The sequence below is a fragment of the Bradyrhizobium sp. SZCCT0148 genome, from assembly GCF_018129985.1.
In the GTDB taxonomy this organism is placed as follows: Bacteria; Pseudomonadota; Alphaproteobacteria; order Rhizobiales; family Xanthobacteraceae; genus Bradyrhizobium; species Bradyrhizobium japonicum_H.
Window position 1 is genome coordinate 613,072 of sequence record NZ_JAFCKT010000003.1, and the last position, 23,554, is coordinate 636,625.

The window sequence follows — 23,554 nt, forward strand, 5'->3', positions numbered from 1 at the left end:
ATCCATAGCCACGAATGGCACGGTTGATACCGCGCAACCTACCTCTTTTTCCACCCGCCGCGTCGCCCCGGCATTCCGCCCGTCGATTTCGGCGCCGGGCCGAACTCCGGCCCCGACTGCCTTGAATCCGTCGGCTGGATGATCCGGCTCGTGCTGCCGAAAGGTTTTGCCGGCAGCGTCTGCTTCTCGCGATAGGGCAGTGACTCCGGCCCGTGCATCTCGTCGAGATGCGGTTTGTGCACCTTCGAGCCGCTGCCGCCGCCGCTGGCTTTCAGGGCGGAGCTCACCGTTTTCTTCTTCATCGCGCTGACGGGCAGGTTGGCCGCATCGCCGTACTTCTTGCTGCCGGCATAGGCGCCGGCTTTGCCCTGCACAACGCGCTGCTTGGCGGTGGGGTCGTCGACCACGGCGAGCTCGGTGGCGCGCAGGCGCTTGACCTCGTCGCGCAGGCGGGCGGCTTCCTCGAAGTTCAGGTCGGCGGCGGCTTCGCGCATGCGGGTTTCGAGATCGCCGAGCACGGCTTCGAAATTGTGGCCGATCGAGATGACGTCGTCGGTCATGTCGTGGCCGCCGACCTCGATCAGCACGTGGTCGCGCTCGTACACGGAGTTGAGGATGTCGCCGATCTGCTTCTTCACGCTCTCCGGCGTGATGCCGTTGGCGGTGTTGTACTCGACCTGCTTTTCGCGGCGGCGGTTGGTTTCGGCGATGGCGCGCTCCATCGAGCCCGTCATCTGGTCGGCATAGAGGATCACCTTGCCGTCGACGTTGCGCGCGGCGCGGCCGATGGTCTGGATCAAGGATGTTTCGCTGCGTAGAAAACCTTCCTTGTCGGCGTCGAGGATCGCGACCAGCGCGCATTCGGGGATGTCGAGGCCTTCGCGCAACAGGTTGATGCCGACCAGCGCGTCGAACGCGCCCAGGCGCAAGTCCCGGATGATCTCGATGCGCTCGATGGTGTCGATGTCGCTGTGCATGTAGCGGACGCGGATGCCCTGCTCATGCAGATATTCGGTGAGATCCTCGGCCATGCGCTTGGTCAGCACCGTGATCAGCGAGCGGTAGCCGGCCTGCGCGGTGGCGCGCACCTCGCCGACGAGATCGTCGACCTGGGTGCGGGCAGGGCGGATGTCGACGGGCGGATCGATCAGGCCGGTCGGGCGAATGACCTGCTCGACGAACACGCCGCCGCTCTCGTTCAGTTCCCAGCCGCCGGGCGTCGCCGACACCGCGACCGTCTGCGGCCGCATCATGTCCCATTCCTCGAAGCGGAGCGGACGGTTGTCCATGCACGAGGGCAGGCGGAAACCGTATTCGGCCAGCGTCGCCTTGCGGCGGAAGTCGCCGCGGAACATGCCGCCGATCTGAGGCACAGTGACGTGGCTCTCGTCGGCGAACACCAGCGCGTTGTCGGGGACGTATTCGAACAGCGTCGGCGGCGGCTCGCCGGGCAGGCGCCCGGTGAGATAGCGCGAATAGTTCTCGATGCCGGCGCAGCTGCCCGTCGCCTCCATCATCTCGAGGTCGAATGTGGTGCGCTGCTCCAGCCGCTGCGCTTCGAGCAGGCGCCCCTGGTTGTGCAACTGGTCGAGCCGCTGCTTCAGTTCGGCCTTGATCGACTTGATCGCCTGCACCAGCGTCGGGCGCGGCGTTACATAATGCGAGTTGGCGTACATCTTGATGAATTCGAGCTCGTCCTGCTTGTGGCCGGTGAGCGGGTCGAACTCCTCGATGGTCTCGATGGTGTCGCCGAACAGGTTCACGCGCCAGGCCCGGTCCTCATAGTGCGCCGGGAAGATGTCGATGACGTCGCCGCGCACGCGAAACGTGCCGCGGGTGAAATCGTGCTGGGTGCGCTTGTACTGCAGCGCGACGAGGTCGGCGATCAGCTGGCGCTGGTCGATGCGCTCGCCCTTCTTCAACGCGAAGGTCATCGCGGTGTAGGTCTCGACCGAGCCGATACCGTAGATGCACGACACCGAAGCGACGATGATGACGTCGTCGCGTTCGAGCAGCGCGCGCGTCGCCGAGTGGCGCATGCGGTCGATCTGCTCGTTGATGGAGGAGTCCTTTTCGATGTAGGTGTCCGTGCGCGGGACGTAGGCTTCCGGCTGGTAGTAGTCGTAATACGAGACGAAATATTCGACCGCGTTGTCCGGGAAGAAGCTCTTGAACTCGCCATAGAGCTGGGCGGCCAGCGTCTTGTTCGGCGCCAGGATGATGGCGGGGCGCTGCGTCGCCTCGATCACCTTGGCCATGGTGTAGGTCTTGCCGGAGCCGGTGACACCGAGCAGCACCTGCGATCGGTCGTTGCGCTGGATGCCTTCGACGAGCTCCTTGATCGCGGTCGGCTGATCGCCGCGCGGCTCATAGGGCGACTTGATTTCGAAGCGCACGCCGCCTTCGGACTTTTCCGGCCGCGGCGGCCGGTGCGGGGTCCACACCTTGGTAGAGCCGTCGTTCTTGCGGAACTCCGGCCGGCCCTCGCGGATGAGCGACTCCAGCGCGTCGGCGGTCGCCTTGACGCCGAGCGCCTCCAGCTTGCTGCGCGGTGGACGCGCCAGCGCTTCGGCATCGTCCTCCTCGGTGGGCAGGCCGAGCTGCCGCGCCAGTTCCGGATCGAGCGTCGGGATCGTGGCCGCGGTGCCGTAATTGGCCTGCGGCGTCTCGTCGAAGCCACCGCTCCCGGTGTCGCGGGAGCCCGGCGGCTGCGGGTTGGACCGCAGCGGTATCGGCCGCGCATTATCATGCGGAAACTGCTTTTGCAGGTCTTTGGGCGTCGAGGCCCGCGCGCGATGGGCCGCAGCCTCGCCGCCCGAGCGGCGGTCGCGCGAATTGTCCGGCGGCGGCTGCAGCCCGGTGCCCGATCCAAGCCCGGCGTCGCCGCGATTGATCGCGGGATTCAGAAGTTCAGCCAGCGCCGGCCCAATCGGCTGCACATCGGGCCGATGTGCCTTCGAGTTCGGGGCCTTGGATTTGGGGGATTTCGGGGGAGCAGGTTTCTTCGCCATGGGGCGAATATGGGACGAGTCCGCTCCTCAGAAAAGGGCGAATGACCGCCGCCATGCAGCCTGCTGACAGCAGGTTGGCAGCAGAGCAGGGCTCACGCCGCCGGCAGCGGACCCTTGTCGTCCCCGCTCGCCAGATACGGCTCGAGGATGTCGAGGTGGATACCGCCGCACTCCTCGCAGCGCATCGCCCAATACTCGCATCCGGCGCGGCCGCCGATCACACGGAGCACCTCGAGATCGCCGCTGCATTCCGGGCATTTCGACAACACATCGCGGCTGTAGATCCTCGGTCGCGACGTGTCTTCGATTTCGATGACTGACATGACCCGGTTCCCCCCTATTCGCCGTGTTGTCTGGTTGCTTGCCGTCCGGCCTGCTTATTCGTCGTCGCTGTCGGCCCGGCGCCGGAAGCGGTCGATGTGGTGCTTGGCGTCGGCGATCGCGGCGCTCGGATCGGGCCAGGCGAAACCGACTTCCATGGCCGGAAACAGCACGCCGTCGATGGCAACGGGGCTGAGGTCGGCGCGGCGGATGCGGGCGTGCCAGAGGCCTTTGCCCGCCTCGAAGGATTCAATGTCAAAACCGTCGTAGAGCGTCGTCATTTCTTGTCGGTCCCACTTTCTTTTCGGAGGGTCAGGAGACCACATTTGCGGATGGCGGAATGTGAAGCCGTTCACAGGGGGCGGGCTTTTTTGCCGTTCCGCGTCAGTTTCGCCCGGTGACACGGCCCGTCCGCTTGACGGGGCGGGCTGCGGGTTCCGAGGCCGCGCGCATGATCCAGCGGCGGAACGCGGCGAAGTCGCGCTGCTCGGTCTGGAAACTGCGATAGACCAGATACCAGCGCATGCCCTTGGGCACCGAGAGGTCGAACGGGGCGACCAGCCGGCCGGCGGCAAGGTCGTCGTCGATATAGGGGCGGATGCCCATGGCGATGCCGAGCCCGTCGGCAGCGGCCTGCAGCGCCTGGCCGTAGAACTGGAACTCGGGCCCGCGCGGATTGATGCGAGGGAGGTTTGCGGCCTTCAGCCAGATCGGCCAGTCCTCGGGTGAATGTTCGACCCGGATCAGGCTCGGGCCCTTGAGATCGGTCGGGCGCTTCAGGCCGCTCGCGAGGCGGGGCACGCAGACCGGGGTGAGATCGCCGGCGAACAGCGGCTCGGCGACCAGCCCGGGCCAGTCACCGGTGCCGAGCTTGATGCCGCAGCTCCAGTCCTCGCCGAATGGCACGGATGCGCCGCCGGTGGTGAAGCGCACCTCGATGTCCGGCTCCTCGCTGCGAAACTCCGACAGGCGGGGGATCAGCCAGCGCATCGCAAAGGTGTGGCCGACGCCGATGGTGAGCACGCGCACGCTTGCCGGGGCGGTCACCTGCGCGGTGAGGCTGGCCAGCGCATCGAAGATCGGCGTCAGCCCGCTCTGATAGGCACGGCCGGCCTGCGTCAGCACCAGCTTGTTGGCCTTGCGCTCGAACAGCGCGACGCCGAGCCGCTCTTCCAGCAGATGCACCATGCGGCTGACTGCGGCCGCCGAAACGCTCAGCTCGAGCCCGGCCGCCGCAAAGCTGCCGGTCCGCGCCGCCGCTTCGAATGCCTTGATGCCGTTGAGAAACAACAGGCGCCGCAAATGCAAGACCTTGTCCAGGACCCTCAGGAAAGCTGAGGCCAGGCCAAGATAACTCAGTTTGCGAAGGTGGAGCAAGCAGGGCAGATTTTGCAGCGTCGTTTCAGACTGATTTTTTCCGGGTAGCGCTTCCGCCTCTCCGCCTTGGAAAAGCGGGGCGAGGAGTTGAGACAGCCTGCACCCCCATGCCTGCCGAGAGGAATCTTCGTGACGCCCATCATGATCGCGGCCCTCGGATTGCTGATGGTGGCCACCGCGTTCCTGTCGGGGCTGTTCGGCATGGCGGGCGGGCTGATCCTGATCGGCGTGCTGCTGGCGCTGATGCCGCTGCCGACCGCAATGGTGCTGCATGCGATCACGCAGATGGCCTCGAACGGCTGGCGCGCGTTTCTCTGGCGTGCGCATATCCGCTGGCGGCCGGTCGCGAACTACATGGTCGGCGCTGCCGTCGCGCTCGCGGCTTGGTCGCTCACCCGCTACGTACCTGACAAGCCGATGGCGCTGCTGCTGCTCGGCATCACCCCATTCATGGCACGGCTGTTGCCCGCGAGCATCAAGCCTAATCCCGACAGCCTCTGGCAGGGCACCGTCTACGGCATGATCTGCATGGGCTTGATGCTGATGACCGGCGTGTCGGGGCCGTTGCTCGATACCTTCTTCCTCGGCGGCGATTTCGGCCGGCGCGAGAAGGTGGCGACGAAAGCGATGTGCCAGCTCGTCAGCCATTTCACCAAGCTGATCTATTTCGGCGGCATCATCGACCAGGCTGCGAGCCTCGATCCCATGCTCGCTGGCGTCGCGATCGCCGCCTCGATGCTCGGCACCACGCTGGCGCGGCGCATCCTGGAAGCCATGACCGACCAGCAATTCATCGCCTGGTCCAACAAGTTGATCACCACCATTGCCTGTTACTACATCGCCTATGGCGGCTGGTTGATGGTTCGCACACCGGTGCTGGCCGCCTTCGAAAAGGGAGGTTTGCAATGAGCGAGATAGCCGATCCGCTGGTGCTGGACTTCGTCGAATGGATCGCACGCGAGCCGCGCGCCTATGCCGAGGTGATCGCGACCTGGAAGACCTCCTGCCCGCGCCTGACCATCTGGGAAGATGCCGCGGATCGCGGGCTCGTCTCGCGCGAGACCCTGCCAGGTCTCGGGCTGGTCATCGCGGTGACGGAAGACGGCGAGAGGTTGCTGCGCACGTACGGGCGGTGATGCCTCATCACATCGTCATTGCGAGCGCGAGCGAAGCAATCCAGAATGTCTTTCGCGGCGGCAGTCTGGATTGCTTCGCTCGCGCTCGCGATGACGGAAGACCACCATGTCACTCAAGCTCTACGAACTCGTCGGCATCGATCCCGCGCGCCCGTTTAGCCCGTATTGCTGGCGCACGCGGATGGCGCTGGCGCATAAAGGCCTGTCCGCGCAATCGCTGCCCTGGCGCTTCACCGAAAAGAGCGCGATCGCGCCGCACGGCTCGGAGAAGGTGCCGGTGCTCTTGCATCACGACAAGCCCGTCGTCGATTCCTGGACGATCGCAAATTACCTCGAAGACAATTTCCCGGACCGTCCGTCGCTCTTCGGCGGCGAAGGCGGCCGTGCCATGGCGCGCATGCTCAACGCCTGGGGCGACATCGCGATCGTCGGCGGCATCTTTCCGCTGATCGTGGCCGACATCCCGAACAATCTCGCCGAAGTCGATGCCGCCTATTTCCGCCAGTCGCGCGAGGCGCGCTTCGGCGGCAACAGCCTGGAACAGGTCATGGCGAGCCGCGACACCGGCGTGGTCGCGTTCCGCAAATCGCTGGAGGTGATGCGACAGACCGTCAAGAAGCAGCCCTTCATCGGCGGCGCTACGCCGAACTATGCCGACTATATCGTGTTCGGAGGCTTTCAATGGGCGCGCGTGGTCAGCCCGTTCAAGCTGCTCGAGCCGGATGATCCGGTTTATGCCTGGCGCGAAAAACTGCTCGACGCGTTCGACGGCATTGCGCGGAAATCGCCGGGGCATCCAGTCTAGTTTCGTAGCCTGGATGAGCGCGGCGAAATCCGGGGCCGCCGTCGACGGAACGATCCCCCGATTACGCGCGTGCTCCATCCGGGCTATGGGCTTCCTCCGCCGCTTTCCTCAAACACTCCCGGCACAGGCAGTCTTCGCTCTCGACCGGTATCGGCAGCTTCGCTGTCTCCTCCGCGCACCAGCAGGTGCCCGAGAGATCGCAGCCGAACTCGGTGCCGCAGCGCGCGCAGGCGAGGCGGCGCGGTTCCGGGGCTGAGAAATCTTTCGAATTTGTCATGATTTCCGTCGAAGCTTCGCCGTGATTTTCATGTCGGGTTCATCGGTCGCTGCTGTATATTAGGCGTCGCATGCGGACTCCGAAAGCGGCTCTCGGCACGCGAAGGACAAATTGATGGCCCGCGATTCGCAAGCCGCGCTCGTCGCGCTCAACCGTTTTGGCCTCGGCGCCCGCGGCGGCGCCTCCGGCGATCTCATCAATGCCGCCTCAGATCCACGCGGCTTTGTGAAGGCGGAGCTCGTCCGCGCAAGCGGGGTGTTGCTGGAGGCGCCCGGTCTGCAATCGACACAGCAACTTGGGCAGGCAGTCTTCGCCTATCAGGATCAAGTCAGGCAGGCGCGCGAAACGGCCAAGGCGGCCGCGCCCGCCGAGACGCCGTCGCCTGCGCCCACGGATCAGAAGCCAGGGCTCCGCCGCAATCTCTCGCTGAATGCGGCAGCAACGGAGGTCGCCGGCCAGATGGCCGAGACAAAGCCGGCGGACAGTGTCGCAAAGCCGGACGCGATACAGCCCAGTGCGGTCGCACCGCCTTCGGCAAAGCCGGCTCCGCAACCGCTCAACGTGATTCAGAAGACCTTCCGCGCCGAGGCACTGGCGCGCCTGCAGCGCGCGACACTGGCCACCTGCGGCTTCACCGAGCGTCTCGTCGCGTTCTGGTCCAACCATTTCTGCATTTCCGCGACCAAGGGCGAGCTGGCGCGGATCTGGGCCGGCGCGTTCGAGCGCGAGGCAATCAGGCCGCATGTGCTCGGACGCTTCGCCGACATGCTGAAGGCGGTCGAGCAGCATCCGGCGATGCTGTTCTTCCTCGACAACCAGCAATCGCTCGGGCCGGATTCGCGCGCGGGCCAGAATCGCAAGCGCGGGCTCAACGAAAATCTCGCGCGCGAGATCATGGAGCTGCATACGCTCGGCGTCGGCGGTGGCTATTCGCAGGAGGACGTCACCGCGCTCGCACGCATCATCACCGGCTGGACCTTTGCCGGACGGCAGGGGCAGCTCGGCGCACCCGGCTCCTTCGTGTTCAACGCCAATGCGCACCAGCCCGGCGCGCAGATGCTGCTCGGCAAGACCTACGAGGCGACAGGCCTTGCGCAGGGCGAAGCCGCGCTCGCCGATATCGCGCGCCATCCGTCAACCGCGAACTTCATCGCCACCAAATTCGTCCGTCATTTCGTCGCCGACGAGCCGCCTCCGGCATTGGTCGCGCGGTTGCGCGATGTCTTCGTCAAGACCGACGGCGACCTCAAGGCGCTTGCGACGGCACTGGTCGATTCCGACGAGGCCTGGAAGGCGCCGCTGACCAAGATGCGCTCGCCTTACGATTTCCTGGTCGCGAGCGGCCGGCTGCTCGCCCGCGTCCCGGAGGATCCCGGCGCCTATCTGAACAATCTGAACCTGCTGGGGCAGCCGCTGTGGTCGCCCGCCGGCCCCAATGGTTTCCCCGATACCACCGCGGCGTGGGCTGCGCCCGAGGGCATGAAACTCAGGCTCGATATCGCCGCGCAAATGGGTGCACGGCTCGGGCCCAACATCGATCCGCTGGATCTGCTGGAATTTGCTGCAGCCGACGCGGCCTCCATCGAGACGCGTAAAACCATCGAGCGCGCGGAATCGCGCCAGCAGGCCCTGGCGCTGCTCTTGATGTCGCCGGAAATGCAAAGGAGATGATGATGGTCGACTACGTCGAGAACCGCCTCCTCACCTCGCGTCGTAGGCTACTGCTCGGCGGCGCGTCGTTTGCAGCCTGGGCTTACTTGCCGAAATTCGCACGTGCCGCTGATGGCCGCGATCCCCGGCTGGTCGTGGTGATCCTGCGCGGCGCGCTCGACGGTCTCTCGACCGTCGCGCCGATCGGCGATCCCGATTATGCAGGCCTGCACGGCTCGATCGCGCTTGCAGCGGATGGAGCGCATCCCGCGATCATGCTGGATTCGTTCTTTGCGCTGCATCCGGCGATGCCGGAGTTCGCGCGCATGTATCGCGACAAGCACGCCGCGGTGATCCACGCGGTGGCGACGCCCTATCGCGACCGCTCGCATTTCGACGGCCAGGACGTGCTCGAAAGCGGCTATGCCGGGCCGGGCCGCGTGCAGTCCGGCTGGCTCAATCGCGCGCTGGAAGCGCTGCCGCGCGGCGAGCGTGTATCGAGCGCGCTTGCGGTTGGGCCCACCACGCCGTTGGTGTTGCGTGGCAACGCACCGACCGTCGGCTGGGCGCCGGTGGCGCTGCCGCAGGCCGACGACGACACCGCGATGCGCCTCGTCGATCTCTACCGTCATCGCGATCCCGCGCTGGCGATGGCCCTGTCGCAAGGCCTCCAGCTCGACAAGGCCGCGAGCGGCGCCGACATGAAGCCGAAGCCCGGCAATGCGGTGGCGCAGATGCGCCAGGTCGCGCGTGGCGCGGCCAAGTTGATGGCGGCGGATGACGGCCCGCGCATCGCCGCGCTTGCCTTCGACGGCTGGGACACGCATGCCAACGAGGGCGGCCCGGTCGGTCGTCTCGCCTTTCTGCTCGGCGGGCTCGACGGCGCGCTCGCCGAATTCGAAAGCGGCTTGGGGGAGCGCTGGCGCGACACCGTCGTCGTCGTCGCCACCGAATTCGGCCGTACCGCACGCATCAACGGCACCGACGGCACCGATCACGGCACCGGCACGATCGCGCTGCTCGCCGGCGGCGCCGTGAAAGGCGGCCGCGTCATCTCCGACTGGCCAGGCCTCAAGCTCGCCAATCTCTACGAGGGGCGCGACCTCAAGCCGACCACCGATCTCCGCTGCGTCGTCAAGGGCGTGCTGCAGGACCAGTTCGGCCTGTCCGATCGCGTGCTGGCCGAGACGGTGTTCCCGGACAGCGCGAGCGCAAGGCCGATGAAGGGATTGGTTGCCTAACCGTCATTGCGGGCGCGCGCCTTGCGGCGCGTCCCGGAATGACGACATGATGAGCCGAGCATCAGGAGACCACCCATGTACATCGCCATGAACCGCTTCCGTGTCGCCAAGGGCTCCGAGTCCGCCTTCGAGCAGGTCTGGCTCTCGCGTGACACGCATTTGGACAAGGTGCCGGGCTTCGTCGAATTCCACTTGCTAAAAGGGCCAGAGCTCGAGGACCATACGCTCTACGCTTCGCACACCATCTGGTCGAACCATGCCGCCTTCGAGGCGTGGACCAAATCCGATGCGTTCCGCGCGGCGCATGCGCGGGCCGGTGACACCAAGCCGGCCTATCTCGGCCATCCCCAGTTCGAAGGCTTCGAGGTGATCCAGACCGTGGCGAAGTAGCGCCGCGCCTAGAAGGTCAGCCCAGGGTGATCTTGTCGATCTCCGCCATCTCCTCGGCAGTGAGCTTCCAGACGATCGCCTTGACGTTCTGCTCGATCTGCTCGACGCGGGTGGCGCCGGCGATCACGCTCGACACCTGCGGGCGGGCGGCGAGCCAGGAGAAGGCGAGCTCGAGCAAGCTGTGGCCGCGGGCCTTGGCGAAGGCCTGGAGCTTCTCGACGATGTCCTCGTTGCGAGGCGTGACGTAGCGCTCGCGCAGCCGTTCCACCTTGCCGAAGCGGGTGTCGCCGGGCGCGGCCTCGCCCTTGCGGTACTTGCCGGTCAGAAGTCCGCTGGCAAGCGGGAAGAATGGCAACAGGCCGAGCTTGTACTCCGTTGCTGCCGGCAGCAGGTCCTTCTCGATGTCGCGCACGACCAGCGAGTATTCGTCCTGGCAGGAGACGAAGCGGCTGACATTCATCGCGCGTGCGACGTACTCGGCTTCAGCGACGCGCCAGGCCGGAAAGTTCGAATTGCCGATGTAGCGCACCTTGCCCTGGCGGACGAGATCGTCGAGCGCGCGCAGGCTCTCCTCGATCGGCGTCAGCGGGTCATAGTCGTGCTGCTGGTAGAGATCGATGTAATCCGTCTTCAGCCGCTTCAGGCTCGCTTCCACGGCGTTCATGATATAGCGGCGCGAGGCGCCCTGCTTGGTGCCGTCCTCGGCCATCGGCTTGGAATATTTCGTTGCCAGCACGATGTCCTTGCGGCGCTCGCCCAGCACTGCGCCGAGCACGGTTTCCGAGCCGCCCATGTTCGAATAGATGTCGGCGGTGTCGAACAGCGTGATGCCGAGATCGAGCGCGCGATGGATCACTTTGCGCGAGGTCTCCAGATCCGTGCGCTGGCCGAAATTGTTGCAGCCGAGCCCGACCGCGGACACACGAAGGCCGGAAGCGCCGAGATTGCGAATTTCCATGGTGGATCCTGTCAGAGAGAGCAGCCACCCATTGTGACCATCGTGCGCCGCAGCAGCAAGGCGCGCGCCGCGCTGCTGCCATGCCGGCAGGGCGGACAAAAAAATGCGGCCCCTGTCAGACGCGGCGACTGACGGGGACCGCTTGGGGCGCTTGATCGGTGACGGGGGGCCTGATCAGACGCAGGTGCAGCGTAGTCCCGCTATGTTACGCGAGGGTGACAGGCGGACTTATCCACAGATGCGCGCCGGGGTCAGAACAGCTTGCGATAGACGATGAAGCCGGAGCGCTCCGCGACCTTGTCGTACAGGCGCTGCGCCGTGACATTTGTCTCGTGCGTCTGCCAATAGACGCGTGGCGATCCCGCCAGTTTCGCCCGCTCATACACGCCGTGGATCAACGCCGCGCCGACGCCCTTGCCGCGCGCTTCCTCGGAGGTGAACAGGTCCTGGAGATAGCATGACGGCTCGATCGCCGTGGTGCTGCGATGAAATAGGTAGTTCGTCATGCCGAGCAGCTTGCCGTCGCTCTCGGCGACCAGCCCATGCACCGGCTCGTAGGCATCGAAGAAACGCTGCCACGTCGCCGCGGTGATCTCGCCCGCCAGCGCGGTCGGGCCGGAGCGGCCGTAGAAGGCGTTGTAGCCGTCCCACAGCGGCAGCCATTGATCATAGTCCTGCCTGGTGACGGCGCGAATGGTGAGCGACATGTGGATTTTCTGCGATCGATGTGATGTCCTTCATACGTGAAGACGGGCGTGCTGATCAATCGCTGGTCGCATCACTCCGCGACGCGCAGATACCGGATCAGCCTGCGGCCGGCGGGATCGCGCAGCGAGCGGTAGTAGTCGGCGCGTGAAGGCGCGTCGGTGTGGCGTACGAGATCGGTCACCGGTGTGTAGCTGAGCATGCGCCCGCCGTCGGGCAGTGCCGTGCAGACGAAGCGCAGCACCTCGCCGGCGCGCAAGGCGATGTTGATCGGCGTGGCGTCGCCGATCCGCACCATCTCCATGCGCTGTGCGATGAAGGTGCCGAGTTCGTCCTCGGGCAGTTCGAACGCGCCAGTGTCGCGGCCGTGATACATCAGCGCGATGAAGGGCGGCTTGCCGTCGGCGATCTCATCCGGCACCGCGAAATAGTCACGGAACGCGCGGTTGATGAACTCGGCCCGCGTCTCGGCATCGAGCAGCACGATGCCGATATCGACCTGGTCGAGCGCGGCCGACAGCCGTGCCGCCGTGGCGTGGCTCCGGCGCTCGGCCGCGAACGTGCCGAGTAGCCGCTCGCGCATCAGGCCGGTGATGCCGGCCGTGGCGGCAGCCGCGATCGCCATGAGGCCGAGCGGGGCCAGATCGGCGGTGGTCGAGCCGGAAACGCCGTGACGGCCGAGGATGAGCAGCGCGGCGCCGATCACCGCGATGGCCGCACTGGTGACGGCGGAGGCGAGACCCGACAATGCGCCGGCGAGCGCCACGATGCAGACCAGCAGCGGCGCGGGCGAGGCCGTGGGGATAAAGCGATCGAACACCGTCGCCAGCAGCAGGGTTGCTGCCGTCAGCACTGGACCGGAGATCGCACGCCATCGGACTCGCATCGACCAGTCTCGCTCCTCCTTGAACGAGCTAAGGCGGCAACACTGGCTGAACGTTCCGCCGATGCGATGCGTTTTCGCGCGGCGTGCCTAAGCCTCGCTTGCGCACAAGCCTAAGGCTTTCAGATGATTTTAGACCAGATGCGCGGGCTTGAGGGGCTGCTGCAGCGCGGGCACATTCAGCGTCGACGTCCCCGGGCCCTTGCGGGTGCCGACGACGATCAGCAGCGACGCCGCGACCAGGATGGCCGCAGTCAGCGCGATTGCAACGACTACCACAGGTGACTTCATCGACGTCCCGTTACGATGCCGGTCAGTGCGGGTCGCTCGGCGCCTTGAAGGCTCAACCAGGATGAAACGGAAATCAGACCGGCAGGCCCATCGCCATGGTCGCCTTGGTCGAGAGCACCGTCAGGGCGACGATCAGGCACAGCGAGAGCGCGGCAACCGCCAGCGAGGCAGCGACCGCATGAATTAACCGGGAGGATGCGACGGGTGCGGGTTGGCCCTGAAAGCCTGCCGTGCCGGACGCCCGTATCATGGTCTAAATCCTTCAACGCGCGAGCGAATCACCCGCGACTTGCTGAATTTCCCAGTTTCAACCGGCAATATTGCGGCGGCTAGCGCCCTGAAAATGGCGGGATTGCGGCAGATGTTACCTTTGTACCCGCTATTCCCAAGGGCGCGTGCTGCGTTCAGGCGCCGGCGGCAATGCTGGCGGGGTCGCTGACGTCGGCCGGCCGCCAGTCCATCGGTACGAAGCCCGGCGCAGCCTCCACCCGCCTCAGCCAGTCGCGGATCGCCGGGAAGGCCTGGAGGTCGAAGTCGCAGCGGTCGGCGAGGTGGGTGTAGCCGTACAGCGCGATGTCGGCGACGGTCAGTTGCCGCGCGGCGAAATAGGCGTTGGTCTTGAGGTGGTTCTCCATCACCTGGAGCGCGCCGTAACCGCGCTCCATCCAGTCCTCCAGCGAATGGGTCTGCAGGTCGCGGCCCCCCTTGACCAGCGACAGCCAGAAATAGGCTGCGCCGATATTCGGCTCGAGTGCGTGCTGCTCGAAGAACATCCATTGCAGCGCCTCGGCGCGGTCGATGCGGTTCTCCGGTGCGAGCGGCGTACCGACGGCGACGTACCAGAGGATCGCATTGGACTCGGCGAGAAAGCGGTCGTCGCCGACTTCGAGCAGTGGCACCTGTCCCGACGGGTTCTTGGTCAGAAAGTCCGGCGTGCGGCTCTCGCCGCGCAGAATGTCCACCTCGATCGCTTCGTAGGGCACGTTCAAGAGCGCCAGCGCAAGGCGGACCTTGTAGCTGTTGCCCGAGCGCTGCATCGAATAGAGCTTGTACATTCTGGGGACGATTTCCGAAGGATGGGAAGGTGCGATGCGTCCTGCCCACGCGCCGCGGCTAAACAATGATGCCGATGCGAATCCGCCGCAAGGGCCGGCCAATAGAAAAACTCGAAAACCCTACCGCACTGCAATGCGACGGAAAATCATTTCCATGCGGCCATGCAGCACAGTTCACGCTTGCGTCAACACACGACTCATCGCGTCGCGTGATCGTGTGCGGTTGGACGATATGTGTCTCAGCTCGCCATGACCAGACAAGCCAATGGCATGGCGGCGATCGAATTCAGGGCGCGCATCGCGCAAAAAATTGCTCCGAGGACAAGCCTTCCGAGATATGAGCGATTCCCGCGGCAAAGTTGCGGAAAATTGCCGGAAATCGCTGCTTGAACCGCTCCGGATGCCCAAGTTTTTCCGGGATCGGGCCGAAGTTTCTTGCGGTGCAGCGGCACACGTTTTAGGGTGTCTACATTCCCACAATCAGAGTCGTGACGACCCATGGGTTCACGACGCTTGTCAGGAGATGACGATGTCCTTCCTTGCCGCTGCGCTCGACCGTGTGAAGCCGTCCGCGACCATCGCGGTCACGGATAAAGCACGTGCGCTGAAAGCGGCGGGCCGCAACGTCATCGGCCTCGGCGCCGGCGAGCCCGACTTCGACACGCCCGCCAACATCAAGCTGGCGGCGATCCACGCCATCGAAGCCGGCAAGACCAAGTACACCGCAGTCGACGGCATTCCCGAATTGAAGGAAGCCATCATCGCGAAGTTTCAGCGCGAGAACGGCGTCACCTACAAGCCGAACCAGATCATCGTCGGTACCGGCGGCAAGCAGGTGCTGTACAATGCGCTGATGGCGACCATCAATCCGGGCGACGAGGTGATCATTCCCGCGCCGTACTGGGTCAGCTACCCTGAGATGGTGGCGCTCGCCGGCGGCGAGCCGGTGCCGGTGGTCTGCACCGCCGCGACCGGCTTCAAGCTTCAGCCCGATGCGCTCGAAGGCGCGATCACGCCGAAGACCAAATGGGTCATCCTGTGCTCGCCGTCGAACCCGACCGGCGCGGCCTACACCAGGGCCGAGCTGAAGGCGCTCACCGACGTGCTGGTCAAGCACCCGCATGTTTGGGTGATGACCGACGACATGTACGAGCACCTCGTCTATGACGATTTCGTCTTCACCACCGTGGCGCAGGTCGAGCCGAAACTCTACGACCGCACCCTCACCGTGAACGGTGTGTCGAAGGCCTATTGCATGACCGGCTGGCGTATCGGCTATGCCGGCGGCCCCGCGCATCTGATCAAGGCGATGGCGACGATCCAGTCGCAGTCGACATCGAACCCGTCCTCGATTGCGCAATGGGCGGCGGTGGAAGCTCTCAACGGTCCGCAGGACTTCATCCCCGCTAACAACAAGGTGTTCAAGGAGCGGCGTGACCTCGTCGTCTCCATGCTCAACCAGGCCAAGGGCATCGAATGCCCGCGTCCCGAGGGCGCGTTCTACGTCTATCCGTCCTGCGCGGGCACCATCGGCAAGACCGCGCCGTCGGGCAAGGTGATCGCCAATGACGAGGACTTCGTCACCGAACTGCTGGAGACCGAAGGCGTCGCGGTGGTGCAGGGTTCAGCCTTCGGCCTTGGACCGGCCTTCCGCATCTCCTACGCGACCAAGACCTCGGACCTCGAAGACGCCTGCAAGCGCATCCAGCGCTTCTGTGGTAATCTGCGTTAAGCGCGCAGCAACGATCGGACGTGAAAGGGCTCGCGCGTCGCGGGCCCTTTTTCTTTCACGCTTGCGCGATCTGGCGCCACCCGAACGGTTGTGGCATAGACCATCGCGCGGCGTCTGCCGCGCCCTCCATGCCCATCATTGCCGGAGATATGTCATGCGCCGTTCGTTCATCTTCGCCGGGCTCGCCGCCGCCAGCCTCGTTGTCTCCAGCGTGGGCGGCAATGCGCAGCAGCGGACGGCGCGGGTCGGCGTGCTCGAATGCCGCGGCGGCGCCAGCGTCGGCTTCATCGTGGGATCGGTGACCCATCTCGGCTGCGTGCTGCGCGCCGACGGCCTGCCCGATGATCGTTACGTCGCGACGATCCGCAAGGTCGGTCTCGACATCGGCATCACCCAGGAGACGGCTCTGGCATGGGGCGTGTTCGCACCCGTCGACCGGCTCGGCCCCGGCGACCTCGCCGGCAATTATGCGGGTGCGCAGGGCAGCGCCTCGCTCGGCGTCGGCGGTGGCGGCAACGTGCTGGTCGGCGGCTCCAACAATTCGATCTCGCTCCAGCCGCTCAGCCTGCAGGGCCAGGTCGGCATCAACGTCGCCGCCGGTCTGGAGAGCCTGGAACTTCGCCCGGGCCGTTGAGGATTTGCGAGCCAGGCTCTTTTCCATCTCTCCGGGGGAGAGGTGGAACACCAGACCTGCGATCACGGCATTATAAGACCTGATCCGATCGACGACGCACCGCAGCGATTTTTGACGCTTGCCAAATCTCGGGGACGGGCAGAGCATCTGCGCTTGCCGACCCAATCATGGGCCGAGCTCCACACCAAGGAGGCGGCGAATGGGACAAGACGTCAGAAGTCCCCGAGGTCCACGGTGCATCGCGCTGGTGGGCCCTTTCCAAAGCGGTAAAACCACACTTCTCGAAGCAATCCTGGCGCGAACGGGCGCGATCCCGCGCGCCGGCAGCGTCGATGCCGGAACCTCAGTTGGCGACGCCACGCCCGAGGCCCGTCATCACAAGATGAGCGTCGGCCTGACTGCCGCCACCACGAGTTTCATGGGCGACAGCTATACCTTTCTCGATTGTCCCGGCTCCGTCGAGTTTGCCCACGATATGCGTGCCGCGCTGCCTGCGGTCGATGCCGCGATCGTCGTCTGCGAGGCCGACGAAAAGAAGCTGCCGCAGCTCCAGATCATCCTGCGCGAACTCGAAGAGCTGAAGATCCCGCGTTTCCTGTTCCTCAACAAGATCGATCGCGCCAACAAACGCATCCGCGAAACGCTCGCGACATTACAGCCGGCCTCGCGCGTGCCGCTGGTGCTGCGCCAGATCCCGATCTGGAAGGACGAGTTGATCGAGGGCTTCGTCGATCTCGCGCTGGAGCGCGCCTTCATTTATCGCGAGCACAAGGCCTCCGAGGTGGTCGCGCTCGAAGGCGGCGATCTCGATCGCGAGAAGGAAGCCCGCTTCTCGATGCTGGAGAAGCTCGCCGATCACGACGACGCACTGATGGAGCAGTTGCTCGAAGACATCCAGCCACCGCGTGATGCCGTGTTCGACGATCTCGCCCGTGAATTGCGCGAAGGGCTGATCTGCCCCGTGTTGCTGGGCGCTGCCGCGCGCGAGAACGGTGTGCTGCGTTTGATGAAGGCGCTGCGTCACGAGGCGCCGGGCATAGCGCAGACCGCAAAACGCCTCGGCGTTGCCGAGACCAGGGACGCGCTCGGCTTCGTGTTCAAGACGCTGCATTCGCAGCATGGCGGCAAACTGTCGTTGACGCGGCTGCTCGCCGGGCATCTCGAGGACGGCGCCACGCTGCAATCCGCTTCCGGAGGAGCGGGCCGCGTCTCCGGCATCCTTGCCGTCAGCGGCGCCTACGACACCAAGCGTGCCGCGGCCGAAGCCGGCGATACGGTGGCGCTCGCCAAGCTCGATTCGATCAAGACCGGCGACACGGTCTCGAGCGGCAAGACCCCGCCTGCGGCGCTCGCGGTTGCGGAGCCGACGCCGCCGGTGCTCGCGATCTCGGTTGCGGCCACCGATCGCAAGGACGACGTCAAGCTCGGCCAGGCGCTGACGCGGCTGCACGAGGAGGATCCCTCGCTCGTCATCGTGATGAACGCCCAGACCCACGACACCGTGCTGTGGGGGCAGGGCGAAATGCATCTGCGTGTCGCCGGCGAGCGGCTGCGCGACCGCTTCGGCGTCAAGATCACGTCGCATCCACCCGCCATCGGCTATCAGGAGACCATCCGCAAGCCGATCGTCCAGCGCGGCCGCCACAAGAAGCAGTCCGGCGGTCACGGCCAGTTCGGCGACGTCGTGCTCGACATCAGGCCGTTGCCGCGCGGCGAGGGCTTCAAGTTCGCCGAGAAGGTCGTTGGTGGCGCCGTGCCGCGCAACTATATCGGCGCGGTGGAGGAAGGCGTCGTCGACGGATTGACGCGAGGTCCGCTCGGTTTCCCCGTCACCGATCTGCAGGTGACGCTGACCGACGGCTCCTATCACAGCGTCGACTCTTCCGATCTCGCCTTCCGCACGGCGGCGCGGATCGGACTGAACGAAGGCCTGCCGCAGTGCCAGTCGGTGCTGCTGGAGCCGATCCACGTGGTCGAGATCGTCTGTCCGACCGAGGCCACCGCCAAGATCAACGCGATCCTGTCGGCGCGGCGCGGCCAGATCCTCGGCTTCGACACGCGTGACGGTTGGGAGGGCTGGGACTGCGTCCGCGCCATGATGCCGGAAGCCGAGATCGGCGAGCTGATCGTGGAGCTGCGTTCGGCCACCGCCGGCGCCGGCAGCTTCACGCGCACGTTCGACCACATGGCCGAAGTCACCGGCCGCGCCGCCGACCAGATCATCGCCGCGCATCAGCACGCGGCGTGAGGTATTAGGGACGCAATCTCTCTCCCACCCTCGCCCCCTTATGCGGGGAGAGGGTGGGGCGGAGGCTGTTTCCGCCTGTCGGATTTTTTGGTCGATCCGGCCCATCAACCCGTCATTGCGAGCGCAGCGAAGCAATCCAGAGAATCTCCGCAGTGGGATTCTGGATTGAAGGAGGGCTTGCATTCGCTTCCCTGTGATGTATTTTACATCATTGTACACGTTCTAGATATCAATTATAAGCGTTAATCCGTGAGGCTAAGGTGATCACGTCGTTCCAGATGCGGGCGGCCCGCGCGCTGCTGGGCATTGACCAGAAAACCCTGGCCGAGCTTGCCGGTGTTTCGTTGCCGACCATCCAGCGGATGGAGGCTTCGACCGGCAATGTGCGTGGCGTGGTCGAGACCCTGATCAAGGTGGTCGATGCGTTCGAGCGGGCCGGCGTCGAACTGATCGGCGAGCAGGCGCGCAGTGAAAGCGGCGGCCGCGGCGTTCGGCTGAAAGAGCCGGGGCCACCGCGTCGGGTGGGAGCGTGATCCCGCGATGATCATGCTCTCAAGCAGTTTGAAATAACGCACCGTCGCGCCGAAGCACGCGGCCGCACGATGCATCGGAGCGTTGTGGGCAGCGGAGCACTTTGCTAAAATGAGCATCACGGGCGAACACGCAGGCAAGCTGCACCAGCTTCGTCAACCGAGCTTCACCGAACTCTATTTGCCAAAGCTCGTCACCGTCTGGCGTGAAGGCTACGGCATCGCGGACTTCCGCGCCGACGTCTTCGCGGGCCTGACGGTTGCGATCGTGGCGTTACCGCTGTCGATGGCGATCGCGATCGCCTCGGGCGTGACGCCGGATCGCGGCCTTTACACCGCAGTCGTCGGCGGTTTCATCGCTTCGCTGCTCGGTGGCAGCCGCTTCCAGATCGGCGGACCCGCTGGCGCGTTCATCGTCCTGGTCGCAGCGACCGCGGAGCGCCACGGTGTCGACGGCGTCATCCTCGCCACCCTGATGGCGGGCCTGTTCCTGATCGCCGCGGGCCTGCTGCGCATCGGCACCTACATCAAGTTCATTCCCTATCCGGTGACGGTCGGCTTCACCGCCGGCATCGCCGTGATCATCTTCGCAAGCCAGCTCCGCGATCTCTCGGGGATCACGCTTGCGGGGAAAGAGCCCAGCGAGTTCGTTCCAAAGTTGGTCGCGCTCGCCGGCGGCCTCAACACCATCAATCCATCCGCCATCGCGGTCGCTATCGTCAGCATCGCCATCATCGCGGCCCTGCGGATCTGGCGGCCGTCCTGGCCCGGCATCCTGATCGCGGTCGTGCTCGCCGCCGTTGCCTGTGCCGTGCTGTCGTTGCCGGTGGAAACCATCGGCTCGCGCTTCGGCGGCATACCGCGCGAATTGCCCTCGCCGGCGCTGCCAGCCTTCTCGGTTGCGAAAGCGACCGCCGTGCTGCCGGATGCGATCTCGTTCGCACTGCTGGCCGCGATCGAATCGCTGTTGTCGGCGGTGGTGGCCGACGGCATGACCGGGCGCCGTCACCGCTCCAATTGCGAGCTGGTGGCGCAAGGCGCCGCCAATATCGGCTCGGCGCTGTTCGGCGGCATCTGCGTCACCGGCCTGATCGCGCGCACTGCCACCAACATCCGCGCCGGCGCGCGCGGGCCGCTGGCAGGCATGCTGCACGCCGTGTTCCTGTTGCTGTTCATGCTGATCGCGGCGCCGCTGGCAAGCTACATTCCGCTGGCCGCGCTCGCCTCGGTGCTGGTCGTGGTGGCCTGGACCATGGCGGAGAAGCAGGAATTCGCCACGCTGCTGCGTTCGTCATGGGGCGATGCCGTCGTGCTGCTCGCGACTTTCCTGCTGACGGTCTTCCGCGATCTGACCGAAGGCATCCTGGTCGGCTTCGCGCTCGGCGCGGTGCTGTTCATCCATCGCATGGCGGAGATGACGGGTATCGAGGAACGCTCGCCACTGGTCGCCGGCGATCGTCCCGACGACGGCAATGGCGATCGCGTTCGCTACGATCCCGCGCTCGCGGTCGATCGCGACGTGCTGGTCTATCGCATCACCGGCGCGTTCTTCTTCGGCGCGGCCTCCGCGATCGGCAGCGTGCTCGACGAGGTCGCCGACAAGCGCAAGGCCTTCGTGGTCGATTTCGCCGCGGTGCCGTTCCTGGATTCGACGGCCGCAAACGTGCTCGGCCGCGTCGCCGCCAAGGCCCACCGTCAGGGCATCCGGCTGTTCATCACGGGGGCCTCGCCCACGGTCCGCCGCGCGCTACTCACCCATGGCGTGACGCCGCCGCGGGCGCGCTATCGCCAGAGCCTCGAGCGCGCCATAGCCGACATCAAGGGCGGCGCCGGCGAGGAGCCTGCCGCGGGCTGACGGGCGCGCTTGACAGAGCGGGCGCGACACGAAATGGATCGCCTCGGATACGACCCCGAGGAAACGATGACCGCGCCCAAAGCTCCTGCAGCCTGCCTGATCGGATGGCCGGCCGCGCATTCGCGCTCGCCGCTGATCCATCATTACTGGCTGCGCACGTTGGGCATCGAGGGCGGCTACGTCATCGAGGCGGTGCCGCCCGAGGATTTGCGCGACTTCGTGCTGCGGCTGTCGCTGCGCGGCTTCGTCGGCGCCAACGTCACCATCCCGCACAAGGAAGGCGTGCTGGCGCTGTCGACGCCAGACGCGCGCGCCACGGCCGTCGGCGCGGCCAATACGCTGTGGTTTGCCGAAGGCGAACTGCGCTCGACCAATACCGACGTCGAAGGTTTCATCGGCAATCTCGACGCCAGCGCTCCCGGCTGGGACGCGGCCGAGGAGGCGCTGGTGCTCGGCGCCGGCGGCTCCTCGCGGGCGGTCGTGTTCGGCCTGCTCGAGCGCGGGATCAAGCGCATCCATCTCGCCAATCGCACCATCGCGCGGGCCGAGACGCTGGCAGGACAGTTTGGGCCGAACGTGCGTCCCGTGATGTGGGACGGAATCGACGACGTGCTGCCGCGCGCAAAACTTCTCGTGAATACGACCTCGCTCGGCATGCACGGCCAGCCCGCACTCGATGTCGATGTCGCGCGCCTGCCGCAGGCGGCGGTGGTGGCTGACCTCGTCTATGTGCCGCTGGTGACGCCGCTGCTCGCCGCCGCCAATGCGCGTGGCCTAAAGACCGCCGACGGGCTCGGCATGCTGCTGCATCAGGCGGTACGTGGCTTCGAGCTGTGGTTCGGCCGGCGACCGGAGGTCACCGCCGAATTGCGCGCATTGGTCGAGGCCGATCTCACAAAGACTTGAGAGGGATGCGGCGAATAGCACGACCATCTGCGGAGTTATACCGTCGTGGGACAATCGGAGACCGTCATGGCCGCTCAACGCGCAACTTTCACACGTCCACTGATCGCCGTCGCGATGGTGGCCGTCTCGACTTATTGCGCCCTTGCCCAAAGGGCGCCGGTGCCGACGCGGGTGCGCGGCACCATCGAAGCCGTCAACGGCGACACCATGCAGGTCAAGTCGCGCAGCGGCGAGGACGTCAAGCTGCGCATCGCGCCTGACGTGAACGTGTCAGGCATTACCAGGATTTCACTCGCCGACATCAAGCCAGGTTCGTTCATCGGTGCGACCACGGTGCCCGGACCGGACGGCGGCCAGAATGCCGTCGAGGTGCACGTCTTTCCGGAGAGCATGCGCGGCACCGGCGAGGGCTCGCGGCCCTGGGACCTCAAGCCCAACTCCAGCATGACCAATGCGACGGTGGCGGAAAGCGTCGTCGGCAATGACGGCCATACGCTGCTCGTCAAGTACAAGGACGGCGAGAAGAAAGTCTTCGTCGCCGACAACACGCCGGTGGTGACCTTCGTGCCGAGCGACAAATCCGAGCTGAAGGCCGGCGCCAAGGTGATCGCCTTCATGAAGCAGTTGCCGGACGGCTCGTTCGAGACCAATCGCGTCAGCGTCGGCCGCGACGACCTCGTACCGCCGATGTGATCGCTACGGCCTGGAATAGCGGTGGTTGGGCGGGGTTGCCATGTTTGACCGCCGCCACGCCCTGAAGGGAACTTTCATGCTGAAGTCGAATAATCCTGTGTCACGTCTTGCCGTGGCGGCATTCGCCGCGTGCATTCTCGCGTCGTCTGCGTTCGCGCAGCAGGCGCCGACGGTCCGCATCCGCGGCACTATCGAGAGCGTTGACGGCAACACGCTGGCCATCAAGACCCGCGAAGGCACCGACGTGAAGGTGCGCATGACCGACAACGTCGCCGTCTTTGCCGTGGTGAAGACCTCGCTGTCCGAGATCAAGGATGGCTCCTACATCGGCGTTACCGGCATGCCCGAGCCCGACGGCACCCAGAAGGCGATCGCGGTCCACATTTTCCCGGAGAACCAGCGCGGCGCCGCCGAGGGCTTCCGTCCCTGGGACGCGCGTGCCAATTCGACCATGACCAATGCCACCGTGGCGCAAACGGTGAAGGGCACCGACGGCCAGAACATCACGGTCAAATACAAGGACGGCGAGAAGAAAGTCGTCGTGCCGCCGGACACGCCGATCGTCACCTTTATCGCCACCGACAAGTCGGACGTGAAGCCGGGCGCCAAGCTGATCATCTTCGGCGCGGCGAAGAAGGATGATGGAACGCTGGAAGCGAACCGCATCAATGTCGGCCGCGATGGAATTACGCCGCCGATGTGAGGTGGTGTGAGTTGTAAGACGCAACGACCGTCGCAGATTCCGCTGTCATCCCCGATCGGCTCCGCTCTAGGTTCTGTACCCAAACCCCTTGCGGGTGATGAGGCGGAGTGATTCAAGGCTTCCCAAAGGGAGGCTTTGATGGCTCGCTTCGAC

The 23,554-nt window shown here is 65.5% G+C and carries 25 protein-coding genes; 14 read left to right on the plus strand and 11 right to left on the minus strand.

The window, feature by feature from the left end:
* Nucleotides 1-38 precede the first annotated feature (38 nt).
* From uvrB to JQ580_RS14770, 4 genes are all read right to left on the minus strand, one after another.
* Nucleotides 39-3,011 (minus strand): excinuclease ABC subunit UvrB, encoded by a 2,973-nt coding sequence (gene uvrB, locus JQ580_RS14755; protein WP_212280773.1) that lies wholly within the window; start codon nucleotides 3,009-3,011, stop codon nucleotides 39-41.
* Between the two features lie 92 nt (nucleotides 3,012-3,103).
* Entirely contained in the window at nucleotides 3,104-3,334 is a 231-nt protein-coding gene (locus tag JQ580_RS14760) for a hypothetical protein (RefSeq protein ID WP_212280774.1), read from the minus strand.
* Nucleotides 3,335-3,388: 54 nt separating this feature from the next.
* Nucleotides 3,389-3,613: a hypothetical protein gene (locus tag JQ580_RS14765; protein WP_212280775.1), complete on the minus strand. Its 225-nt coding sequence runs from the start codon at nucleotides 3,611-3,613 to the stop codon at nucleotides 3,389-3,391.
* Nucleotides 3,614-3,716: 103 nt separating this feature from the next.
* Nucleotides 3,717-4,634 (minus strand): LysR substrate-binding domain-containing protein, encoded by a 918-nt coding sequence (locus tag JQ580_RS14770; RefSeq protein ID WP_212280819.1) that lies wholly within the window; start codon nucleotides 4,632-4,634, stop codon nucleotides 3,717-3,719.
* A gap of 204 nt (nucleotides 4,635-4,838) precedes the next feature.
* Between JQ580_RS14770 and JQ580_RS14775 the strand changes: the two genes are divergently transcribed.
* The 3 genes from JQ580_RS14775 to JQ580_RS14785 all read left to right on the plus strand — a co-directional run bounded on the left by JQ580_RS14775 (nucleotide 4,839) and on the right by JQ580_RS14785 (nucleotide 6,650).
* Nucleotides 4,839-5,618: a sulfite exporter TauE/SafE family protein gene (locus JQ580_RS14775; protein WP_212280776.1), complete on the plus strand. Its 780-nt coding sequence runs from the start codon at nucleotides 4,839-4,841 to the stop codon at nucleotides 5,616-5,618.
* The gene (locus JQ580_RS14780; protein ID WP_212280777.1) at nucleotides 5,615-5,845 is read left to right on the plus strand and encodes a hypothetical protein; all 231 of its coding nucleotides are present in this window, start codon (nucleotides 5,615-5,617) and stop codon (nucleotides 5,843-5,845) included. The genes JQ580_RS14775 and JQ580_RS14780 overlap by 4 nt, the downstream gene beginning before the upstream one ends.
* A gap of 106 nt (nucleotides 5,846-5,951) precedes the next feature.
* Complete coding sequence (locus tag JQ580_RS14785) at nucleotides 5,952-6,650, plus strand: glutathione S-transferase family protein (RefSeq protein ID WP_212280778.1); 699 nt, start codon at nucleotides 5,952-5,954, stop codon at nucleotides 6,648-6,650.
* A gap of 61 nt (nucleotides 6,651-6,711) precedes the next feature.
* On the opposite strand, the gene JQ580_RS33820 is transcribed toward JQ580_RS14785, so the two are convergent.
* Nucleotides 6,712-6,927, minus strand: coding sequence for a cysteine-rich CWC family protein (locus JQ580_RS33820; RefSeq protein WP_249134160.1), 216 nt, complete (start codon nucleotides 6,925-6,927; stop codon nucleotides 6,712-6,714).
* A 114-nt stretch (nucleotides 6,928-7,041) separates the two neighbouring features.
* On the opposite strand from JQ580_RS33820, the gene JQ580_RS14790 reads away from it, so the two are divergent.
* The 3 genes from JQ580_RS14790 (at nucleotide 7,042) to hmuQ (ending at nucleotide 10,208) form a co-directional block, all read left to right on the plus strand.
* Nucleotides 7,042-8,598, plus strand: coding sequence for a DUF1800 domain-containing protein (locus JQ580_RS14790; RefSeq protein ID WP_212280779.1), 1,557 nt, complete (start codon nucleotides 7,042-7,044; stop codon nucleotides 8,596-8,598).
* A 2-nt stretch (nucleotides 8,599-8,600) separates the two neighbouring features.
* A complete protein-coding gene (locus JQ580_RS14795; RefSeq protein WP_212280820.1) occupies nucleotides 8,601-9,818 on the plus strand; it encodes a DUF1501 domain-containing protein in 1,218 nt (405 codons plus the stop codon).
* Nucleotides 9,819-9,893: 75 nt separating this feature from the next.
* Nucleotides 9,894-10,208 carry a heme-degrading protein HmuQ gene (gene hmuQ / locus JQ580_RS14800; RefSeq protein WP_212280780.1) on the plus strand — a complete coding sequence of 105 codons (315 nt, stop codon included), beginning with the start codon at nucleotides 9,894-9,896 and terminating at the stop codon, nucleotides 10,206-10,208.
* A gap of 16 nt (nucleotides 10,209-10,224) precedes the next feature.
* Here hmuQ and JQ580_RS14805 read toward each other — a convergent pair whose 3' ends face one another.
* The 6 genes from JQ580_RS14805 to JQ580_RS14830 all read right to left on the minus strand — a co-directional run bounded on the left by JQ580_RS14805 (nucleotide 10,225) and on the right by JQ580_RS14830 (nucleotide 14,100).
* Nucleotides 10,225-11,166 carry an aldo/keto reductase gene (locus JQ580_RS14805; protein ID WP_212280781.1) on the minus strand — a complete coding sequence of 314 codons (942 nt, stop codon included), beginning with the start codon at nucleotides 11,164-11,166 and terminating at the stop codon, nucleotides 10,225-10,227.
* A 251-nt stretch (nucleotides 11,167-11,417) separates the two neighbouring features.
* Nucleotides 11,418-11,873: a GNAT family N-acetyltransferase gene (locus JQ580_RS14810; RefSeq protein ID WP_212280782.1), complete on the minus strand. Its 456-nt coding sequence runs from the start codon at nucleotides 11,871-11,873 to the stop codon at nucleotides 11,418-11,420.
* A 71-nt stretch (nucleotides 11,874-11,944) separates the two neighbouring features.
* Entirely contained in the window at nucleotides 11,945-12,757 is an 813-nt protein-coding gene (locus JQ580_RS14815; protein WP_212280783.1) for a PAS-domain containing protein, read from the minus strand.
* A gap of 129 nt (nucleotides 12,758-12,886) precedes the next feature.
* Nucleotides 12,887-13,045, minus strand: coding sequence for a hypothetical protein (locus JQ580_RS14820; protein WP_212280784.1), 159 nt, complete (start codon nucleotides 13,043-13,045; stop codon nucleotides 12,887-12,889).
* Between the two features lie 73 nt (nucleotides 13,046-13,118).
* Nucleotides 13,119-13,295 carry a hypothetical protein gene (locus JQ580_RS14825; RefSeq protein ID WP_167443327.1) on the minus strand — a complete coding sequence of 59 codons (177 nt, stop codon included), beginning with the start codon at nucleotides 13,293-13,295 and terminating at the stop codon, nucleotides 13,119-13,121.
* 154 nt (nucleotides 13,296-13,449) lie between these two features.
* Nucleotides 13,450-14,100 (minus strand): glutathione S-transferase family protein, encoded by a 651-nt coding sequence (locus JQ580_RS14830; RefSeq protein ID WP_212280785.1) that lies wholly within the window; start codon nucleotides 14,098-14,100, stop codon nucleotides 13,450-13,452.
* A 529-nt stretch (nucleotides 14,101-14,629) separates the two neighbouring features.
* Here JQ580_RS14830 and JQ580_RS14835 point away from each other — a divergent pair.
* The 8 genes from JQ580_RS14835 (at nucleotide 14,630) to JQ580_RS14870 (ending at nucleotide 23,401) form a co-directional block, all read left to right on the plus strand.
* Entirely contained in the window at nucleotides 14,630-15,832 is a 1,203-nt protein-coding gene (locus JQ580_RS14835) for a pyridoxal phosphate-dependent aminotransferase (protein ID WP_212280786.1), read from the plus strand.
* Nucleotides 15,833-15,986: 154 nt separating this feature from the next.
* Nucleotides 15,987-16,466, plus strand: coding sequence for a DUF992 domain-containing protein (locus tag JQ580_RS14840; RefSeq protein WP_212280787.1), 480 nt, complete (start codon nucleotides 15,987-15,989; stop codon nucleotides 16,464-16,466).
* A 199-nt stretch (nucleotides 16,467-16,665) separates the two neighbouring features.
* Nucleotides 16,666-18,714: an elongation factor G gene (locus JQ580_RS14845; RefSeq protein WP_212280788.1), complete on the plus strand. Its 2,049-nt coding sequence runs from the start codon at nucleotides 16,666-16,668 to the stop codon at nucleotides 18,712-18,714.
* 260 nt (nucleotides 18,715-18,974) lie between these two features.
* Entirely contained in the window at nucleotides 18,975-19,247 is a 273-nt protein-coding gene (locus tag JQ580_RS14850) for a helix-turn-helix domain-containing protein (protein ID WP_212280789.1), read from the plus strand.
* 109 nt (nucleotides 19,248-19,356) lie between these two features.
* Complete coding sequence (locus JQ580_RS14855; protein ID WP_212280790.1) at nucleotides 19,357-21,099, plus strand: SulP family inorganic anion transporter; 1,743 nt, start codon at nucleotides 19,357-19,359, stop codon at nucleotides 21,097-21,099.
* Between the two features lie 66 nt (nucleotides 21,100-21,165).
* Nucleotides 21,166-22,005 (plus strand): shikimate dehydrogenase, encoded by an 840-nt coding sequence (locus JQ580_RS14860; RefSeq protein WP_212280791.1) that lies wholly within the window; start codon nucleotides 21,166-21,168, stop codon nucleotides 22,003-22,005.
* A 66-nt stretch (nucleotides 22,006-22,071) separates the two neighbouring features.
* A complete protein-coding gene (locus tag JQ580_RS14865; protein ID WP_212280792.1) occupies nucleotides 22,072-22,698 on the plus strand; it encodes a hypothetical protein in 627 nt (208 codons plus the stop codon).
* Between the two features lie 76 nt (nucleotides 22,699-22,774).
* Entirely contained in the window at nucleotides 22,775-23,401 is a 627-nt protein-coding gene (locus JQ580_RS14870; RefSeq protein WP_212280793.1) for a single stranded DNA-binding domain-containing protein, read from the plus strand.
* Nucleotides 23,402-23,554: the final 153 nt, after the last annotated feature.